General features: G+C 67.5%; 16 protein-coding genes. 7 read left to right on the top strand and 9 right to left on the bottom strand.

Annotated features, from left to right (window positions below):
* Positions 1 to 4 precede the first annotated feature (4 nt).
* From OOZ63_RS03745 to OOZ63_RS03735, 3 genes are all read right to left on the bottom strand, one after another.
* Positions 5 to 2,299 carry a TonB-dependent receptor gene (locus OOZ63_RS03745; RefSeq protein ID WP_266003989.1) on the bottom strand — a complete coding sequence of 765 codons (2,295 nt, stop codon included), beginning with the start codon at positions 2,297 to 2,299 and terminating at the stop codon, positions 5 to 7.
* Positions 2,300 to 2,542: 243 nt separating this feature from the next.
* Positions 2,543 to 3,730 carry an MFS transporter gene (locus OOZ63_RS03740; protein WP_266003988.1) on the bottom strand — a complete coding sequence of 396 codons (1,188 nt, stop codon included), beginning with the start codon at positions 3,728 to 3,730 and terminating at the stop codon, positions 2,543 to 2,545.
* On the bottom strand, positions 3,727 to 5,199 hold the full coding sequence (locus OOZ63_RS03735; protein ID WP_266003987.1) for a DNA recombination protein RmuC: 1,473 nt from the start codon (positions 5,197 to 5,199) through the stop codon (positions 3,727 to 3,729). The genes OOZ63_RS03740 and OOZ63_RS03735 overlap by 4 nt, the downstream gene beginning before the upstream one ends.
* Before the next feature lie 495 nt (positions 5,200 to 5,694).
* On the opposite strand from OOZ63_RS03735, the gene OOZ63_RS03730 reads away from it, so the two are divergent.
* From OOZ63_RS03730 to OOZ63_RS03705, 6 genes are all read left to right on the top strand, one after another.
* Complete coding sequence (locus OOZ63_RS03730; protein WP_266003986.1) at positions 5,695 to 6,189, top strand: AAA family ATPase; 495 nt, start codon at positions 5,695 to 5,697, stop codon at positions 6,187 to 6,189.
* A 114-nt stretch (positions 6,190 to 6,303) separates the two neighbouring features.
* Positions 6,304 to 6,675, top strand: a complete 372-nt coding sequence (locus OOZ63_RS03725; protein WP_266003984.1) for a hypothetical protein — start codon at positions 6,304 to 6,306, stop codon at positions 6,673 to 6,675.
* A 53-nt stretch (positions 6,676 to 6,728) separates the two neighbouring features.
* Positions 6,729 to 7,136, top strand: a complete 408-nt coding sequence (locus tag OOZ63_RS03720; protein WP_266003982.1) for a GNAT family N-acetyltransferase — start codon at positions 6,729 to 6,731, stop codon at positions 7,134 to 7,136.
* An 8-nt stretch (positions 7,137 to 7,144) separates the two neighbouring features.
* Positions 7,145 to 7,348, top strand: coding sequence for a hypothetical protein (locus OOZ63_RS03715; protein WP_266003981.1), 204 nt, complete (start codon positions 7,145 to 7,147; stop codon positions 7,346 to 7,348).
* Complete coding sequence (locus OOZ63_RS03710; protein ID WP_266003980.1) at positions 7,345 to 7,971, top strand: 3'-5' exonuclease; 627 nt, start codon at positions 7,345 to 7,347, stop codon at positions 7,969 to 7,971. Before OOZ63_RS03715 ends, OOZ63_RS03710 begins: the two co-directional genes overlap by 4 nt.
* 16 nt (positions 7,972 to 7,987) lie before the next feature.
* Positions 7,988 to 8,575 (top strand): DUF1877 family protein, encoded by a 588-nt coding sequence (locus tag OOZ63_RS03705; RefSeq protein ID WP_266003979.1) that lies wholly within the window; start codon positions 7,988 to 7,990, stop codon positions 8,573 to 8,575.
* Positions 8,576 to 8,619: 44 nt separating this feature from the next.
* Here the strand turns inward: OOZ63_RS03705 and OOZ63_RS03700 are convergent, their stop codons facing one another.
* From OOZ63_RS03700 to OOZ63_RS03690, 3 genes are read right to left on the bottom strand one after another with little or no spacing between them, the layout of a single operon-like run.
* Positions 8,620 to 9,462: an HpcH/HpaI aldolase/citrate lyase family protein gene (locus OOZ63_RS03700; protein WP_266003978.1), complete on the bottom strand. Its 843-nt coding sequence runs from the start codon at positions 9,460 to 9,462 to the stop codon at positions 8,620 to 8,622.
* Complete coding sequence (locus OOZ63_RS03695; protein WP_266003977.1) at positions 9,459 to 10,622, bottom strand: CaiB/BaiF CoA transferase family protein; 1,164 nt, start codon at positions 10,620 to 10,622, stop codon at positions 9,459 to 9,461. The genes OOZ63_RS03700 and OOZ63_RS03695 overlap by 4 nt, the downstream gene beginning before the upstream one ends.
* 13 nt (positions 10,623 to 10,635) lie before the next feature.
* On the bottom strand, positions 10,636 to 11,613 hold the full coding sequence (locus OOZ63_RS03690; protein ID WP_266003975.1) for a Bug family tripartite tricarboxylate transporter substrate binding protein: 978 nt from the start codon (positions 11,611 to 11,613) through the stop codon (positions 10,636 to 10,638).
* Between the two features lie 129 nt (positions 11,614 to 11,742).
* On the opposite strand from OOZ63_RS03690, the gene OOZ63_RS03685 reads away from it, so the two are divergent.
* A complete protein-coding gene (locus OOZ63_RS03685) occupies positions 11,743 to 12,666 on the top strand; it encodes a LysR substrate-binding domain-containing protein (protein WP_266003973.1) in 924 nt (307 codons plus the stop codon).
* 22 nt (positions 12,667 to 12,688) lie between these two features.
* Here the strand turns inward: OOZ63_RS03685 and OOZ63_RS03680 are convergent, their stop codons facing one another.
* The 3 genes from OOZ63_RS03680 to OOZ63_RS03670 all read right to left on the bottom strand — a co-directional run bounded on the left by OOZ63_RS03680 (position 12,689) and on the right by OOZ63_RS03670 (position 17,881).
* Positions 12,689 to 14,704 carry a putative bifunctional diguanylate cyclase/phosphodiesterase gene (locus tag OOZ63_RS03680; protein ID WP_266003972.1) on the bottom strand — a complete coding sequence of 672 codons (2,016 nt, stop codon included), beginning with the start codon at positions 14,702 to 14,704 and terminating at the stop codon, positions 12,689 to 12,691.
* Between the two features lie 163 nt (positions 14,705 to 14,867).
* A complete protein-coding gene (locus tag OOZ63_RS03675; protein ID WP_266003971.1) occupies positions 14,868 to 16,889 on the bottom strand; it encodes a 3'-5' exonuclease in 2,022 nt (673 codons plus the stop codon).
* A complete protein-coding gene (locus tag OOZ63_RS03670) occupies positions 16,886 to 17,881 on the bottom strand; it encodes a 2-hydroxyacid dehydrogenase (RefSeq protein WP_266003970.1) in 996 nt (331 codons plus the stop codon). The genes OOZ63_RS03675 and OOZ63_RS03670 overlap by 4 nt, the downstream gene beginning before the upstream one ends.
* Positions 17,882 to 17,892 lie beyond the last annotated feature (11 nt).

The following is a 17,892-nucleotide window of genomic DNA, read 5'->3' as shown; positions in this document are numbered from 1 at the left end:
GTGCTCAGTAAGAGACCTTGAACTGCACACCGTAGCTGCGTGGCTCGTTCAGAATGCCGGTCAGGTTGTTGAAGTCGATCGCCGCGACCACCTGCTGGCGGTCGGTCAGGTTGCGCACATAGGCCGAGGCCTCGTACTTGCCATTGCCCCAGGCATAGCCGGCGCGCAGGCCGCCTTCCAGCATGGCCTTGGCCTTGTACTCCTTGGCCTCGTACAGGAACATGTTGTACTTGTCCTTGTAAGCCCAGTCGGTCAGCACGTAGAGATCGCCACCGGCGAGCTCGGTGCTGTACTTCAGGGTCCAGTTCGCCACCCAGCGCGGCGCGCGCGGCAGGTCGTTACCACCAATCAGCACGGTGCCGGCCACCGGGCCGGCCGGGTCCAGCACCGTGCAGCCGGTGTTGGGCTGCAGGAACTGGAAGCTGGCATTGCCGCAAGGCGCGACAAACAGGCTGGCGTCCTTGATCTCTGTGTCATTGAAGCTCAGACCCAACGTGGTGCGCCAGTTCTTGTTGAGGATGGCTTGCACGTCGAGCTCGAAGCCTCTACCGACCGCCTTGTCAGCATTGATCAGGCGGTTCTGATTGACGCTACCGCTGCCGGCGGTCAGCTGCAGGTCCTTGACGCGATAGCTGAACACCGTGCCGCTGATGCGGGCTGCATTGTTCAAGATGTCGGTCTTGAAGCCCGCCTCGAAGGACAGGGCCTTCTCGGAATCGGCCACCGAGATCGAGTCGCCGAACAGTACGCGCCCCTGGATGCTGGGCGCGCGGTAGCCGGTGGCAACGCGGGTGAACAGTGAGGTGCTCTTGTCCAGGCTGTAGTTGGCGCTGAAGTCCCAGCTCCAGTTGCTGGACTTGGGATTGGCCGTCAAGAGCGCAGTGTTGGCGCCGCCGCCAGGCGTCAGCGTGCGCTGGGCGTCGAAGTCCTTCTTGTCGTTGGTGTACCGCAGGCCACCGCGCAGCTTCAGGTCGGCGCTGACGGCGTAATTCAGCGAACCGAAGGCGGCCCAGGACTTGGACTCCTGGTGCTGCACCGCGTAGCCGTTCTGCGGGTTGCCGGCGGCAAAGGAGTTGAAGTTGAAGCTGTCGACCTGCTGCTTCTCGTTGAAATAGTACAGGCCGCCGATCCACTGCAGCGGGTCCGCCGTGTTCGACTCGACGCGCAGCTCCTGCGTCATTTGACGCAGATAGGGCAGGCCGTCGGCGGTCTCAGCCTCGAAGGGAATCAGCGAAGGCTGGCCGGGATAGCTGGGGCCGTCCGGCACGCCGCCAAAGCGGCTGCCGATGCCGCCGTCCACATCCGCGCGGCTATAGAACTTGGCGCGGTCGTAGGCGGTGATCGAATGCAGGCGGATACTGCCCAGGTCCCAGCGCAGCCGGGCGCTGAGGCCGTGGGACTGCAGGGTCTGGACGTTCAGGCCGTCGCTGGGATAGTTCTTGAAGTCGAAGCCGTCGACCAAGTCGTTGGTGCCGCGCTTGATGATGTTGGCACGGAAGGTGGTGGCATTGCCCTTGTAGTCGCGGCCCTGCAGCTTGAACAGGCCGTGGAAGCCGCCGTTGCTATAGGCCGCCTGCACGCGCGCGGCCTTGTCGTTATAACCCTCCAGATTCTTCTCGCCGGTGGGCTGTGGATTGTGGATGCGGTCATCGGCGGTCTGCACAATGCCGGCGGCCCGCAGCGACCAGTCGCTGCCCATCGGCACATTGACCATGCCCTCAAAGTTGACCGCACCGAAGCGGCCAAACCCCAGGCTGGCATAGCCGTCCATGCGCTTGCCCGGCTTGGCCGAGTCGAACTTCAGCACACCGGCCGGCGAGTTGCGGCCGAACAGCGTGCCCTGCGGGCCACGCAATACCTCGACCTGCTCCATATCGAACACCGGAAAGCCCTTGAGCATCGGGCTTTCTTGCACCACATCGTCATACACCAGGCCGACCGGCTGCGAGGCGTTCAGGTCGAAGTCGGTATTGCCCAGGCCGCGGACGTAAAAGCGCGGGAAGGAGCGGCCGAAGTCCGACTCGATGTTCAGGCTGGGCACCCGGCCCGACAGCGCGCGCACATCCTGCCCGCTGGCGTTGTAGGCATCCAGCTCCTCGCCTTTCATCGCGGAGATCGACATCGGCACATCCTTCAGGTTCTCGACCCGCCGGCTGCCGGTGACGATCACGGCCTCTAGCTGGGTGGCGTCCTTCTTGGACTCCACAGCCGGCGCGCTGCTTTGCGCCTGTGCCACTGGGAACGCGGAGGCGAGCGCGAGCGCGATCAGGCTCGGGCTGAGGGTACGGTGGTGTGTCATCGCTGATTCCTGTTGAGGGCGGTCGCATCGATGTGCCGATCTGCCTCATACGCGCCGCCTTGGCTAGCCATGAGGCAGGCCGACACGGCCTAAAATGACCGCAAACGTTTGCTGTTGCGGTGCAACCAATCTAGCCATGGCGTCTTGCGCCGTACATCGGGATAGTCGCTATACGCACGAAAATTGCGCGGCAGCCACACCCAGGAAACCCCGCATAGGCAGGACCGCCCGGCAGGGATTGGCTCAGGAATCGGCGTCGCGAGCACGCCCTATGCGCACGGCCGGCACCTGCGCGACCAGCAGCAGCGCCGCCATCAGCCACAGCGGTGCGGCGGCGGTCGTCGCGGCCGCGAGCAGGCCGAAGCCGACGGGCATGGTGATCGTCGCGCCATTGGTGGCCAGCATGCGCAGGCCCAGGGCCTGTCCATGGCGGTCCGCCGGCGTCACCTGGTGAAGCATCGCCAAAACCATCGGTTGGACCGAGCCCAGCGACATGCCCAGCAGGGCCGAGCCCACCATCAACCCCGGCGTGCCAGGCAGCCAGGCATAGCCCATCAGCATCACAGTGGCCAGTGCCATCGCGGCGCGCAGCGCCTTCAGCTCGTCTAGATGCTGGGCCCAACGCACGATGGCCAGGCGCACCACGGTGGCGGCCACCGCAAAGCTGCCTAGCACCAGGCCGATGCTGGAGGCCGACAGCCCGCGCGCATGGCCCACCACCGGCACGACAAAGCTGTGCGCGTCCCAGGCGGCAGACAGCACGATATTCAGGAGGAGCAGGTTGCGCAGCGCCGGCTGGCGCAGCAGATCCCAGGCAGGCCGGGCGGCCGCACCCGCCTGGGCCGCGGGCTGGCGCGGCGCATGGCGCGGCACCCGCAGCGCAAAACCCCAGGCCAGCAGCGGCAGCAGCACCGCCAGCGCGAAGGCAGCGCGAAAGCTGACATGATCGATCAGCACGCCGGCCGCCACCGGCGCCAAGGCATTCGACAGCGCCGGTCCCAGCGCCACCCAGCTGAACACCCGCTTCAGCTCGGCGGGGTTGTCAGCCATCAGCCCGGCCTCGCGCTGCATCGCCACCGCCGCAACGCTGATGGCGCCGCCGCTGAACAGGCAGCTGATCGTGATGGCCCACAGCGACTGCGAGCCCAGCGCCACCAGCGCCCCCAACAGCGCCATCAGCACGCCGATGCCGACCGGCCGATGAAAGCCGTGTCTATCGGCCAGCCGGCCGGCCCACAGAGACAGGAACAGCGGCGCCAGCGCAAACAGGCTTAGCAACACGCCGACGGTCCACTCGCCATAGCCCTGATCCAGCACCCACAGGCTGGCCGCCACCCGCGTGACGGCCATGCAGGCATGGATCGCGATCAGCGTAGCAATCAGCCAGGCAAAGGCCAGGCGCAAATCGGCCGGCTCGGTAGCCTTCGTCAAGCAGCCTCGCCCTCATCGCCGTCGTCGGCGGTCTCGGGAAGGCCCAATTTCAGCAATTTCTGCGTCGCCTCGTCGGGCAGGGCTTCCACGCTCTTGAGCTTGCGCGTCATCGCTCGGGTGCGGGTCTCAGCCGCATCGATGGTGTTGCTGGCCTCTTCGAGCTTCTTCTTGGTCTTGGCCAAGACATCGCCGAACTTGCCGAACTCGGTCTTGACCGCTCCCAGCACCTCCCAGACCTCGGCCGAACGTTTCTCCAGCGCCAAGGTGCGAAAGCCCATCTGCAAGCTGGTCAGAGTCGCCAGCAAAGTGGTCGGGCCGACCAGCATTACCTTGAACTCGGTCTGCAGGGCCTGCATCAGGCCGGGCCGGCGCAGCGCCTCGGCATAGAGGCCTTCGGTCGGCACGAACAGCATGCCGAAGTCGGTGGTGTGCGGCGGCGCGATGTACTTCTCGCGGATGGTTTTCGCCTCCAGCCGCAGCCGACTCTCGATGGCCTTGCCGGCCGCCTCGACGCCGGCCGCATCGGCACGCTCCTGCGCCTCCAGCAAGCGCTCATAGTCCTCGCGCGGAAACTTCGCATCGATAGGCAGCCACAGCGGCTTGCCGTCATCGCGCTGGCCCGGCAACGCGATCGCGAACTCGACCCGCTCGGCGCTACCTGGAATCGTCGCCACGTTCGACGCGTACTGCTCGGGAGTGAAAACCTGCTCCAGAAGGCCGGCCAGTTGCACCTCGCCGAAGATGCCGCGCGTCTTCACATTGGTCAGCACGCGGTTCAGCGAGCCGACATCGCGGGCCAGGTTCTGCATCTCGCCCAGGCCCTTGTGCACCTGCTCCAGCCGCTCCGCCACCTGCTTGAAGCTCTCGCCCAGGCGCTGCTCCAGCGTGGCATGCAGCTTCTCGTCGACGGTGGCGCGCATCTGCTCGAGCTTCTTTTCGTTGTCCTGCTGGATCGCGGTCAGCCGCTGCTCGACGGTCAAGCGCACCTCGGCCAGGCGCTGCTCATTGGCCTGCGACAGCGCCTTGAGCTGCTCGCTCATCGTGTCGGACAGCCGCTGCATCGCCTGGGTTTGCGCCTGCGCGCCGCGCAGCGCGGCCGCGTCCTGCGCCTCGCGGGCCGCCAGCGCCTGAGCCGACAGAGATTGCTGCAGCCCACCCAACTGCACACGGAAGCTGTCAATCTGCTCGTTCTGCGTACGCGCCACATCGCCGCCCTGGGTCAGCAGCGTCTGCTGGAACTGCGCCAGGGTCGCCAACAACTCCTGGCGGGTGCCGCCGGCGCTGCGGGTCAGCTCGTCGCGCAGCGAACGCTCCAGCCGCTCGGAGCTCTGCTGCACCACCGGCGCCAGCAAGGCCGCCAGCTCAGCGCCCTGCTCTTGCCGGCGTCGCTGCTGCGCCCACACCAGCCATAGCAACAAGACAAGCACCAGGGCCAGCAGGCCCAGCAACACGACATCGATCAAGCTCATCGCCGGATTGTCTCAGGCGCGCAGCGCGTTCGTGGCAGCTACGGGCGCGCTGCGAATGGAGGAGTGATTCGTAACGAGTGCGCCGGCAAAGCAAGAAGGCTTACGCCCATACTCGCGTTCAACCCGACTCCAGAATCCTCTCTCCACATGAGTTCGACGCTTCTTGCCGTCGCCATATTGCTGTTGGCCGCAGCGATCGCCTCGGCCATCTTCAACATGGCCACCGAGCGGACATGGAACTTTCATAGGATTTGGGCCCTAGCATTGAAAGGCCAGCTCGTGTCTCGCTTTTACATTGAGGTGACACTAGCGGCCATTGCATGCGCAGTCGCAGCGCAAGTTCTCGCCCTTCGGGAATAGCCGGCAGCCAAGCGCAAGCGGGCCCCGTCGTTCAAACAATTCCTGGCCACAACCACTCGCGTCAATAGCGTCGCACCGAAGTTCTCTTGTCAAGACCTGGCTCCTGATTCGTTTTCTTGAGCCGACTCACGCCATATGCCAAGCACCACCCCAACGCTCCATTTCTTTTGCGGCAAAGCCGGGGCCGGCAAGACCACCGTCGCTGCGGGACTCGCGCGGGAGTTCGATGCGATCCTGTTGTCCGAGGACATCTGGCTGATGCGCCTGTTTGGCGATCAGATGCAGACCTTCGATGACTACATCCAATTCTCGAAACAGCTCAGGAGCGTGATCGGCCCTCTGGCCGTGGACTTGCTGCGCGCCGGGAACTCCGTGGTGCTGGACTTCCAGGCCAACACAAAGCTCGGCCGCAGCTGGTTTCGTTCCGTGTTCGAGCAGGCCGGTGCCGCCCATGTACTGCATGAGCTGAGGACCTCGGACGAGACCTGCCTGGCCCGCATCGCCCAGCGCAATGTCGAACGGCCGGAAGGCTCCCACGAGCTGAGCGAGGAGGATTTCCGCCATGTCTCGTCCTTCTTCCAGGCGCCGGACGAGGTCGAGGGCTTCACCATCAGGGTCCACGCCTCGTGAATGATGTGACAAGGCGATATCCCCGCGCACGCAAAGGCGCTCCGGTATGCCCTCCATGTGTCCACGGCCGCAGCTGAGGTACAAGTCAGTCAGCCCCCACGGACCTTCTTGCCCATGCTTCTCATCGCCACCGCCCTGCTGCTGATCACCGGCCTCGCCCACTCCTGCCTCGGCGAACGCTATCTGCTGATGCGCCTGTTCAAGCGTCAGGGGCTGCTGCCCAAGCTTCTGGGCGGCACCGCGTTCACGGTCGGCACGCTGCGTTTTGCCTGGCACCTCACGACGGTGGCCTGGTGGGGCCTGGCCTGGTTGGTCTTCGCGGCCAACCAGGGCGAGATCGGCTGGGACCAGGTCCTGACCGTGGTCGGCATCACCGCCCTGCTGTCTGCCACCTTCCCGCTGCACTTCACGCGCGGCCGGCCTCTGTCCTGGCCGGTCTTCATCCTCGTCGGTGTGCTGGTGCTGATGGCCCGGGACGCACCCTGAACACCCCCGAACACAACTCGCCAAGCGACCGGGCAACACAACTCACAGATCCGATGAAACCACCTCTTGTTGAGTACCGCCACGAGCACCCACTCGATCCCCTCGATGTCGCGCGTGTTTTCGATCGTTCGGGCATCAAGCGCCCGACCCAGGATCTGCCGCGCATCGCGCGCATGTTTGCCGCGCCTAGCCTGGTGCTGTCGGCCTGGGTCGAGGACCAGTTGGTCGGCCTTGCTCGCTCGCTGACCGACTGGGCCTACTGCTGCTACCTGTCCGATCTCGCCGTCGACAAGGACTACCAAGGCCTGGGCATCGGCCGCGCGCTGGTCGAGCGTACCCAAGCGCTGATCGGCGACGAGGTGTCGCTGATCTTGCTTGCCGCGCCCAATGCCATGTCCTACTACCCGGCGCTGGGCTTCCAGCTCGCCGACAATGCTTTCGTCATCCGGCGCAAGCGCTGAGAAAAAACTTGAAATCCCAAGCGCTGATCACCGTTGAGAATATTCAGGCCAGCAGCGGCTGGTGCCAGGCCAAGCTGGGCGCCACGGTGCCCGAGCATCCCAAGGTTAACCCCTATGCCGGACACCGGGAGGTCTGGCTGCGGGCCCCCAATGGCTGTACCGTCGTGAGCGCCGGGCGCTACGATGATCCAGGCCCCGAGGCGGCCCGATGAGCCCGCGCAAGGAGCATCCGACCCGCGACGAGATCGCGCTGCTGCCGCCCTTCCCCGGCCTGACGCTGGAGCGCATCCATCTGCTGAGCAGCGAGGCCGATCTCGCGGCGGCCGAGGCGGAAATCCTGCGCGAGCGCCAGATCGGCTTCGACACCGAGAGCAAACCTACCTTCACCCGGGAGGCCGTCTCTGATGGCCCGCACCTGATCCAGATCGCGCTGACCGAGCGCGCCTTCATCATCCAGATCGACGCCCGGCCGCCGCTGGACTTCCTGAAGCGTGTCATCGAGTCCGAGGAGATCATGAAGGTAGGCTTTGGCCTGGACTCCGACCGCGGCCCGCTGCTGCGCAAGCTCGGCCTGCAGCTGCGCGGCAGCGTCGAGCTGTCCCGGCTGCTACGCCAGCAGCTGGGCTACCGGCAGGACCTGGGCGTCAAGGCGGCGGTGGCCGCCGTGCTGGGCCAGCGCTTGAGCAAGTCGCGCAAGGCCACCACCTCGAACTGGGCCGCCGCGACGCTGAGCCCCAGCCAGCTGACCTACGCGGCCAATGACGCCTTCGCCGCGCTGCAGGTGTTCCGGGCGATGGGCTCGGCGACAGCCCTGTCGCCGCGACAACAGCGTTGAAACCCGAGATTCGATCATGGGAGTCTGCCTTGTTGCCTATGCCGTCGCCGACCACCACATCGACCAGCTGCTAGCCGATCCACCGCTGGTCTGGCGGCTGCTCGAACCGGACGATGAGGCTGTCTATCTGCGAGAGATCGGCTTCGACGCCCAGCCCTCGCTCTGGGCCCGCCTGTTCGGCAAGGCCGCGGTAGCGCCGCCGCCAGTGCCGTCGCTGAGCTTTGCCGAGCAGGAGATGCGCATGCTCGATCTCGATAAATCCTGGGACGGGATCAACACCTGCCTGAAGGCGCTGGAGCCGGGCGCGCCGAACTTCTTTGAGGACGGCGCGCCGATCGGCGCCATCGAGGTCGGCTATGGTCCAGCCCTTTGCCTGCGCAGCGACGCGATGGCGCGAATCGCCGAGGCCTATGCCGGTGTCGACGCGGCCGCGCTGATCGAGGTCAGCCAGCGGGTCAATATGGATGACGCCTATCTAAGCGCGCTGTGGCGGCGCCAGGATGCCGAGTCCCAGGCTTATCTGAGCGAGAACTTCGCCGAGCTGCAGGACTTTTTCCAGCACACGGCCCGGCATGGGCTCGGCGCCGTGGTCCAGGCCACCTGAGCTGGGGGCACCTTGCGAGAGATGCTGGCCGCGGAGCGCCAGTGCTACTCCGCCAGCGCCATCCAGCGCTGCGCCTGTAGAACCACCGGCCGGTCAATCATGCGGCCGTCCAGCTGCAGGGCCGCTCCGCCGGCCGCGGCGTCCGCCTCGACCACACGGCGGGCCCAGGCCAGCTCGGCGTCGCTGGGTAGCAGTCCCGCATGCACGCCGTCAATCTGGCGCGGGTGGATGCACAGCTTGGCGCCGAAGCCGTAGCGACGTGCGCGCTGGCAATCGGCCAGCAAGCGCTCGGCATCGTCGGTCTGCACGGTCACGCCGTCGATGGCCGGCGCAAGACCGGCTAGCCGTGTCTGCATTGCCAGCGCGAAGCGCAGCGGCGCCAGCTCGGCCTCATCGGCGCCGCAACTGATGTCGGTGTCGGCCATGAAGTCAATATGGCCCAACACCAGGCGCAGCACGCCCGGCGCGGCGGCGATCTCGGCCAGGGCCTGCCAGCCCCGCGCCGACTCGATCAGTGGCAGAACGGGCAAGGAGCTGGCCTCGGCCAGCCGAGTCAGCGTCAGTGCCGACTCGACCTTTGGACACATCACGGCAGCCAGCCCCGGCAGGCGCGCCAGCAGCGCCAGGTCCAGCGGCCAATCGGGCCCGCCCTCGGCATTGATGCGCAGCAGCAGGGGCCGGCCCTGGCCGTACAGCTGCGGCCACTGCGACGCGATGCCCAGGCGGGCCGCCGCCTTGTCGGCCGCCGGCACGGCGTCTTCCAGGTCGAAGATCACGGCATCGGCGCCGCTGGCAAGGGCCTTGGCAAATCGCTCGGGCCGGTTGCCGGGCACGAACAGCAGGCTGCGCGCCTGGTCCAGCGGGCGGGCTCGCCGGCCGGTGTTCACAGCCGGCCCTCCAGGCCCAGCTCGCGCAGGATGTCCGTGTTGTGCTGGCCCAGCGCCGGAATGGCCTCCATGCGCGGGTTGTAGGACGCATTGGCGCCCGGCGGCAGCAGGGCCTTGATCGGGCCGGCCGGCGAGTCGACCTCGGTCCAGCGCTGGCGGGCGGCCAGCTGCGGGTGCTCCCACAGCTCGGCCATGCTGTTGACATCGGCGTTGGCGATCTGGGCGCGGTCCAGGCGTTCGCGCAGCTCGCTGCTGCTCAGCGTCGCAAAGCAGGCCAGGATCAGCGCGCGCAGCTCCTCGCGGTGGCTGTTGCGGGCCGCATTGCTGGCAAAGCGCGGCTCGCAGGCCAAACCGGGCTGCTCCAGCACAAGCGCGCAAAAAGCCTGCCATTCGCGCTCGTTCTGCAGGCCCAGCATCACGGTGCGGCCGTCGCCGGCCTGGAAGGGGCCGTAAGGATAGATAGTGGCGTGGGCGGCTCCCAGCCGCGGGGGCGGGCTCGCGCCCTGGTAGGCGTAGTACAGCGGGTAGCCCATCCACTCGCTCAGCGCCTCCAGCATAGACACATCGATGTGAGAGCCCTCGCCGGTCCTGGCACGCAGCAACAGAGCCGAGAGGATGTTGGTGTAGGCATACATCGCAGCCGCGATGTCGGCAATCGAGGCGCCAGCCTTGACCGGATCTTCAGGCGTGCCGGTGACCGACAGAAAGCCGGCCTCGGCCTGGATCAGCAGGTCATAGGCCTTGCGGTCGCGATAGGGGCCGTCGTTGCCGTAGCCCGAGATGTCGCAGACGATCAGGCGCGGGTACCGCCCGCGCAGCGTCGCGGCGTCCAGCCCCAGCCGAGCGGCGGCCCCGGGCGCGAGGTTCTGCACGAACACATCGGCCTTGGCCAGTAGGCCCTGCATCACGGCATCGGCGGCTGGGCTCTTCAGGTCCAACGCCAGGCTTTCCTTGGAGCGATTGACCCAGACGAAATGCGAGCATTGCCCGGCCACCCGGCTGTCGTAATGGCGAGCAAAGTCACCCTCGCCTGCCCGCTCCACCTTGATGACCCGCGCGCCCTGGTCGGCCAGCTGGCGCGTGCAGAAAGGCGCGGCAATCGCGTGTTCGAGGGAGACGACCGTGATGCCGTCGAGCGGGCGGGGGCGTTCGTTGCTCATGATGGTCGGCCCCTCAGTCGATTTTGGCGCCGGAGCTCTTGACGAGCTTGCCCCAGCGGGCGATGTCTTCTTGCAACAGCGCGGCGAACTGGGCCGGCGTTGCGCTGGCCAGCTCCACGCCTTGGGCGCTCAACGCAGCGCGCGTGTCGCCATGCTGCAGCACGCTGGCCATCGCCTCGCCGAGGCGGCGCTCCACCTCTGCCGGCACGCCGCGTGGCGCGAACAGGCCCACCCACAGGGTGCCGGCATAGCCCGGCACCTTCTCGCCGATGGCCGGCACCTCGGGCAAGGCCGGCGAGCGCTGCGGCGAGCTCACTCCCAAGGCCAGCAAGCGGCCGCTCTTCAGATAGCCCAGCACCGAGGGCAAACTGGCAAAGGCCATCGGCACCTGGCCGCCGATCACATCGGTCAGCGCGGGCGCCACGCCCTTATAGGGGATGTGCTGAATCTCCAGCCCGCCCATGCTGTTGAGCATCTCGCCCAGCAGGTGGTTGAGCGTGCCGTTGCCGGCCGAGGCGTATTGGTAGACGCCGGGCTTGGCTTTCACCAGCTTCAGGAAGTCGTCCAGGTTCTTGGCCGCAAAGCCGGGCGTCACCACCAGCACATTGGGCACCGAGCCGACCAGCGCGATCGGCACGAAGTCCTTCACCGGGTCGAATCCCGGCGATTTGTAGACCGCCGGGTTGATGGCCTGGCTGCTGCTGATGGTCATCAAGAGCGTGTAGCCGTCCTTGTTGGCCCGAGCCGCCAGCTGGGTGCCGATATTGCCGCCCGCCCCGACACGGTTCTCCACCACCACAGTACCCTTGAGCGTTTCGCCCAAGCGCTGGCCGACAATGCGGGCCACGATGTCGTTCGTGCCGCCGGCGTTCTGCGGCACGATCAGGGTGATGGGCTTGGCAGGGTAGTCGCTGGCCAGCGCAGCGCCGCCGCCGCACAGGCCCAGCAGGGCAGCGCACAGCGTGCGACGGATCAGTTGGTGGGATGTCATGGCTTGTCTCCGTGTGTCGGTGGGATTGGAATGCCACGATCTTGGCCGCGGTCGGTCTGCGCAACAATGCCAATGTTTGGAGACGAGGCTTCCGATTTCCGGAAGTCAGGAGCGACGGAGACCTCTGCGATGCGTTTGAGCCTGAGCGATCTGCGTCTGTTCGTCGTGGTGGCCGAACAGGCCAATCTAACCCATGCCGCCGCGCTGGTTCATCTGTCGCTGACGGCCACCAGCACCCGCATCCGCGCGATCGAGGAGCAGGCCGGCATGGCCCTGCTGGAGCGGCAGGCGCGGGGCGTGCGGCTGACGCCGGCCGGCGAAGCCTTCGCCCATCACGCCAGACTGATGCTGCAGCAGGCCGAGTCGCTGCGCGCCGAGCTGCAAGAGTACGGCGGCGGCCTGCAGGGCCATGTACGCGTGTTCGCCAACACAACGGCGATGACCGAGTTCATGCCAGAAATCTTGGCCGGCTTTCTGGCCGCGCAGCCGCGTGTCACGGTGGGGCTCAAAGAGCATGCCAACCACGAGATCGCACGCGGCGTGCGCGAGGGACGGGCCGATCTGGGCATTGCAGCCGGCGCCGTCGATCCGCAGGGACTGGACGCCTTCCACTTCGCGACCGACCGCCTGGTGCTGGTCTGCGCGCGCCGCCATCGGCTGGCGCGGCGCGCCAAGGTGATGCTCGCCGAAGTGCTGGGCGAGGCTTTTGTCGGTATGCACGAGGACAGCACGATCGCGCGATTCCTGACTCGCGTGGTCGAGGAGATGGGCATGGCGGCGCCCAAGCTGCGGGTCCAGGTCAGCAGCTTCGATGCGATGTGCCGCATGGTGGAGGCCGGCGTCGGCCTGGGGCTGGCGCCGGAGTCTGCAGCGCAACGCCATCAAGCCGCCGGCATGGGCATCGCGCTGGTGGCGCTGAAGGACGACTGGGCGCTGCGCCAGCGCTATCTGCTGACCCGCCAGGGCCAGCGCCTGCCCGCCTATGCACACGAACTGATCGCTCGCATCTGTGCGCATCACGGGACGGTGTGGCCTGGTCCGGCCCGGCCATAGCCTCGGAGCAGCGCCCCAGGACTCAGGCCGGACTCTGCGCCGCACGCGTCGTGTCCGACAAATCCTTCAGCCTGCCCTGCCGTATCAGCGCCTCCCAATGCCCGGGCCGCTCCGGCCGGCCGTAGAGATAGCCCTGCAGGCCTTGCACGCCCAGCGCCTGCAGGAACAGCAGTTGCGGCATGGTCTCAACTCCCTCTGCCACCACCTGAAGCCGCAGGCTGTGCGCTAGCGACACCACCGAGCGCACGACCCGCTCGCGCCGCGCGTCGCCGGGCAGGCTGCGCAGAAAGCTGCGGTCGATCTTCAGCACGTCGATGGGCAGGTCCACCAGCTTGGCAAGCGAGGAGTACCCGGTGCCAAAGTCGTCGATGGCGATGCGAAAACCGGCCTCGTGCAGGCGCTGCAGTTGCTGCAGCGCCTGGGCCGGCTGGCGCGCCAGCGCCGACTCGGTGACCTCTAGCTCCAACTGCTCGGGCGTTACACCGTGGCGAGCCATGCAGGCCTGCAGGATGGCGAATAGCTCATCCCGCTCCAGATCGCGGGCCGACAGATTGATCGCCAGATGGCAGCGGTCCACCGGCAGGCCCTGGATACGCCACTGCGCCAGCTGGGCACAGGCGGCTTCGATCACCCAGTCGCTGATGCCACCCACAAGGCCGCAGGCCTCGGCCACCGGGATGAAGTCCACCGGCGAGACCGCACCCAGCACCGGGCTGGTCCAGCGAACCAGGGCCTCGAAGCCCAGCAACTGGCCATCGGGGCGCAGCTTCGGCTGGTAGAGCAAATGCAGCTGCTGGCCGGCCAGCGCCTGCGGCAGCTCGGCTTCGATGGCCATGCTGCGCGCCACCGCCCGCGCGGTGGCGGCGTTAAGCAGCACCAGGCCGTCATGGGTTTCGCGCCAGCGCGGGTCCTGCCCCATGTCCAGCGCCAGCTCGGCACAGCGAAGCAGCTCGGCACCGTCGGCACCGGGCTGGCGCGCCAGCAGATCGGCGCTGGTCACCAGGCCGAAGGCCAACTCCAGCGCCACGCTCTGCTGAGCCGCCTGACCATGCTGGGGCAGCCGCGCGCGCAGGCCGGCCACCAGCGCCAGTACCGCGGCCTCGTCGAGCGAGTCGGCCGCCAGCGGCAGCAGCAGCGCGATCACCGAGCCGCGCACCCGTGCCGCTCCGGCCCCGGCCGGCAGCACAGCCCGCAGCTGGCGCACGAAATGCCGCAGCAGCTCGTCGCCGGCGGCGACACCGTAGCGCGCATTGAGCTGGCGCAGATTGCACAGGCGCAGCGTCAGCAGCGCCAGCGCCGGCGCACCGGCCACGCAGCAGGCCTGAAGCCTGCGGATGCAATGGCTTCGGTTGGACAGGCCGGTCAGCGGGTCGTGCCAGGTGGCCCAGGCCTCGCGTCGCACCGAGCCGCGCAGCTGGGCCTCGGTGCGACGCATGCCGTCCACCAAGCGGAACACCGCCAGCGGCAGACATAGATTGAAGAACATAAACAGCGCCGCATGCACATAGAAAAGCGAGCCAGGCAGCCGCACCTGCTGCTGCGGCAACTGCGGCGCCTGGAAGCCGGTGACCGCCAGCAAGAAGAACAGGGTGTTGAACAGCATCAGCGCCAGCCCCAGCCGCCAACTCAACAGCAGGCCCGCCACCATCGGCGTCATATAGCTGACCACATAGCCCAAGCGGGAGAGCTCGGGCTGGCTGCCGGTGGAGACGGTGATGCCCAGCCCGGCCATATAGATGGCCGCCAACAGCAGCAGCACACCGCCCCGGCTGCGCTGGCGCGCCCGCCCGATCGATGCGCCCAGCAGGCCCAGCACCAAAAGCACGATCACCACCGCCCACGGTTTGCCCAGGCGCAGGGCCAACACCGCGCTGTGCAGCCCGACCCCGGCGCCCAGCACCGCGCAGGCCAACAGCATCACGCGCAGCGCGCTGAGCTGCACATCGGCCGGGCCGGCGCGACCGGTGGCCGGCTCGGCCATCACCCAGGCGCGCAGGCGCCCTGCCAACAACAGGATCCAGGAGCTCGCAGCGTTCATAGGGTGCACCGGGGGCACCACGACCAGGCCCTGTCAAGACCTGGCCCCTCGCGCGGCCCTCCCGATCAATTCGGTATGTGTTCTGTTGCTGACAACGGTGTCATCAACGTCAATATATCAAGGCCCGACGCTCAGCGGCACCCCGTGCTCGGGGGCTGTGGTCTCAGGACAGCACCGCGAGGAACGCACTGGGTCGCGCGGCCGGCACCATCAGGCTCAGACGCTGGCGGGCCCGGGTCACGGCCACATAGAAGAGGTTGCGCTCGTCGGCCAGCTCGGCGCGGGCCTGCGGAAAGACGCCCTGCTCAAGATAGGGCAGCAGCACATGCTCGAACTCCAGGCCTTTGACATGGGCGGCGCTGGCCAGCGTGATGGCCGGCAGCGCCAGCTTGTTGGTGCGCACCTTGCCGGCCGCGTGCTCGGCCAAGCGCTGGGCATTGGCCTCGTCCTGCGCCTGCAGCCGACGAAAGAACTCGAGCACCGAGTCCTGCTGTCGCGACGCCGCCAACAGGCCCTGCATGTGGCGCAGCACCTCGTCGCGGCGCTGCTGCTCGACGAACACCGCGCGGGCAAAGGCCGGCATGTCCAGCGCGGCCAGAAATGCCTCGAAGCCCCCACCCTGGCGCACGCTGGCCAGCGCCAGCTCCAGGCGGCGGCGCACCGGCGCTGGCGAGCGCGCCATCACATGGCCGTTGAACAAGCTCTCTATCACCCGCTCGCTCTGGGCCGCGTGACCGGCGGCCTCGCGCACAAAGGCGTCGGCCGACTCGTGGTCGGGGTCGTCCTCGTCGACGATCTTGGCCTGTGTCATCTCGAACAGCGCAGCCGGGATCAGCGCGCGCGTCGCCGCGCCGCCAAGCGTGTCGAGCCGGCCGCTGGCGATGGCGTAGACGCTACGCACGAACAGCACCTCGGGGCGCTGCAGATAGCTGCCGAAGCCCATAAAGCGATGGTTGATGCCGTGGGCATGCAGTGCGTTCTCGATCAGCACCGATTGCGACTCGTGGCGCAGCAGCACCGCGCAGCTGGCATACACAGCCTCGCGGCGCTGCTCGCGGCGCCAGCGCTGCAGTGCGGTCACAAGCACCTCCTCGCAGCCGGGCTCACCGGGGCCGCCATAGCTGAGGGTCTGCAGCTCGGTGCTGCGCTCGGTGGCAGCGCGCACCGGCTTGCCGGTGTGCCGGCTCATCCACCCGGCCACGCTGGCGCCGTAGCGAAAGCTCTGGCTCAGCGGCAGGCGCTGCACGCTGCGGCCGGTCTCCTGGTCCAGCGCCTGGCCCATGAAGCGGGCATCGGCGCCGCTTTGCTGGTGGATGACTTGGTGGCGGTCGCCGACGGCGCAAAACAGCGGCGCCGGCTCGCGTCGGAGCAAGGCCTTGAGGATCGTGAACATCGCCTCATTGCAGTCATGCATCTCGTCGACGAAGAGCTCATCGAAGTCGCCAAGCGGCAGTGCCGGAGTGTCGGGGTCGAGCAGCAGTCGGGCCAGATCGTAGCTGGCGTCCAGCGGGCCGCGGAACAGCGGATGGTCCTCGCCAGCCGGCCAGCGCAGCGCCTCGTAGCTGCGCAGCATGCGCAGCAGGCCGTAGTCAAGACCCAGCTCGTCGGCGGCGTAGTCGGGGCTGTCGCCGTTGTCTGCCGGACGCAGCTCCAGCAAGAGCCGGCCCTTGACGCCCTCGATGCGGCGCAGGAACTGGCCAACATAGGCATCGCTGCCATAGGTTGGAGGATTGAGCTCCTCGGGGTAGCGCTCGGCCGCGTTGTCGGCGGCGTCCGCGACGGCCTGCCAGACGTGGGGCTTGAGCTGCTCGGGCCGGCTCAGCGACTGCACCGGCCGGCGCGCATCGCGGCCTTCCAGCCGCTTGAGCACGGCCACGGCATAGGCGTCACAGCTCTCGATACGCAACGCGGCCAGCGGCTCGGACGCCACGCCGATCAGGCGCAGGGTCTGTCGCAGCGCCAGCACCGCCGTGGGCGTGAAGGTCAGCGCCAGCATGCGACGCGGGTCGGTGCCCAGCGCCAGCGACTCGGCGATACGCAGCGCCAGCGTGCTGGTCTTGGCCGCGCCGGCGGCCGCCTCGATCAGCAGGGTCGGCTGGGCCGAGGTCTGGATGCGCAGCTGCTCCTCGGTCGGCGCAAAGGCCTGGGTGACAAAGCGGGCGGTTTTCTTTTCTGGGAGGCTCAAGCGGGCGACCTGTTCAGCACTTCGGGATTCAGAGCGGTGGGCGGCGTACCGCCGCTGAGCGCCGCGATCAGGTTGTCCACCGCCAGGTTGCTCATCGCGCGCCGCGTCGGGATCGAGGCGCTGGCGATATGCGGGGTCAGCACCACATTGCGTGCGGCCAGCAGACCGGCGTGCACCAGGGGCTCGCCCTCGAACACATCCAGGCCCGCTGCGGCAATCGTGCCGGCCGCCAGCGCGCGGGCCAGTGCTGCATCGTCAACCACGCCGCCGCGGGCGATATTGGTCAGCGTCGCGCTCGGCTTCATCAGCGCCAGCTCGCGCTCGCCAACCATATGGTGGGCTGCCGGGCTGTAGGGCACGACGATGAGCAGATGATCAGCCCGCCGCAGAAGCTCGTCCTTCTCGACCCAATGCGCGCCCAACGGCGCGGCGATCTCGGGAGCCAGCTGCGAGCGGTTGTGGTAGATCACCTGCATGCCGAAGCCCAGATGGCCCCGCCGTGCGATTGCCTGGCCGATGCGGCCCATGCCCAGAATGGCGAGGGTGGCGCCATGCACATCGCTGCCGGCGAACATGTCATAGCTCCATTTGCTCCACTCGCCACGGCGCAGGAAATGCTCGCTCTCGGTGATGCGGCGGGCCGTGGCCATCATCAGCGCGAAGCCGAAGTCGGCCGTGGTCTCGGTCAGCACATCGGGCGCATTGCTGACCAGCACCCCACGCGCGCTGCAGGCAGGCACATCGATATTGTTGTAGCCCACCGCCATCGTGCAGACCGCACGCAGGCCCGGGCAGGCGTCCAGCAGCCGCGCGTCGATCTTCTCGGAGCCGGTGATGTAGACGCCGGCCATGCCTTGCAGGCGGGCGATCAGCTCGTCCTGCGACCAGACCTCGTCGGCCTCGTTGGTCTGGACCTCGAAACGCGCGCGCAGCCGCTCGACGACGTCGTCGAAGGTCTTGCGCGCCACCAGCACCTTGGGCTTGTCAGTCATCGTCTTGTCTC

The sequence above is a fragment of the Paucibacter sp. PLA-PC-4 genome (genome assembly GCF_026241155.1).
Lineage (GTDB): Bacteria > Pseudomonadota > Gammaproteobacteria > Burkholderiales > Burkholderiaceae_C > Roseateles_E.
Note: the sequence above shows the minus strand (reverse complement) of the source record. Positions and strands in the feature narration are given on the sequence as shown.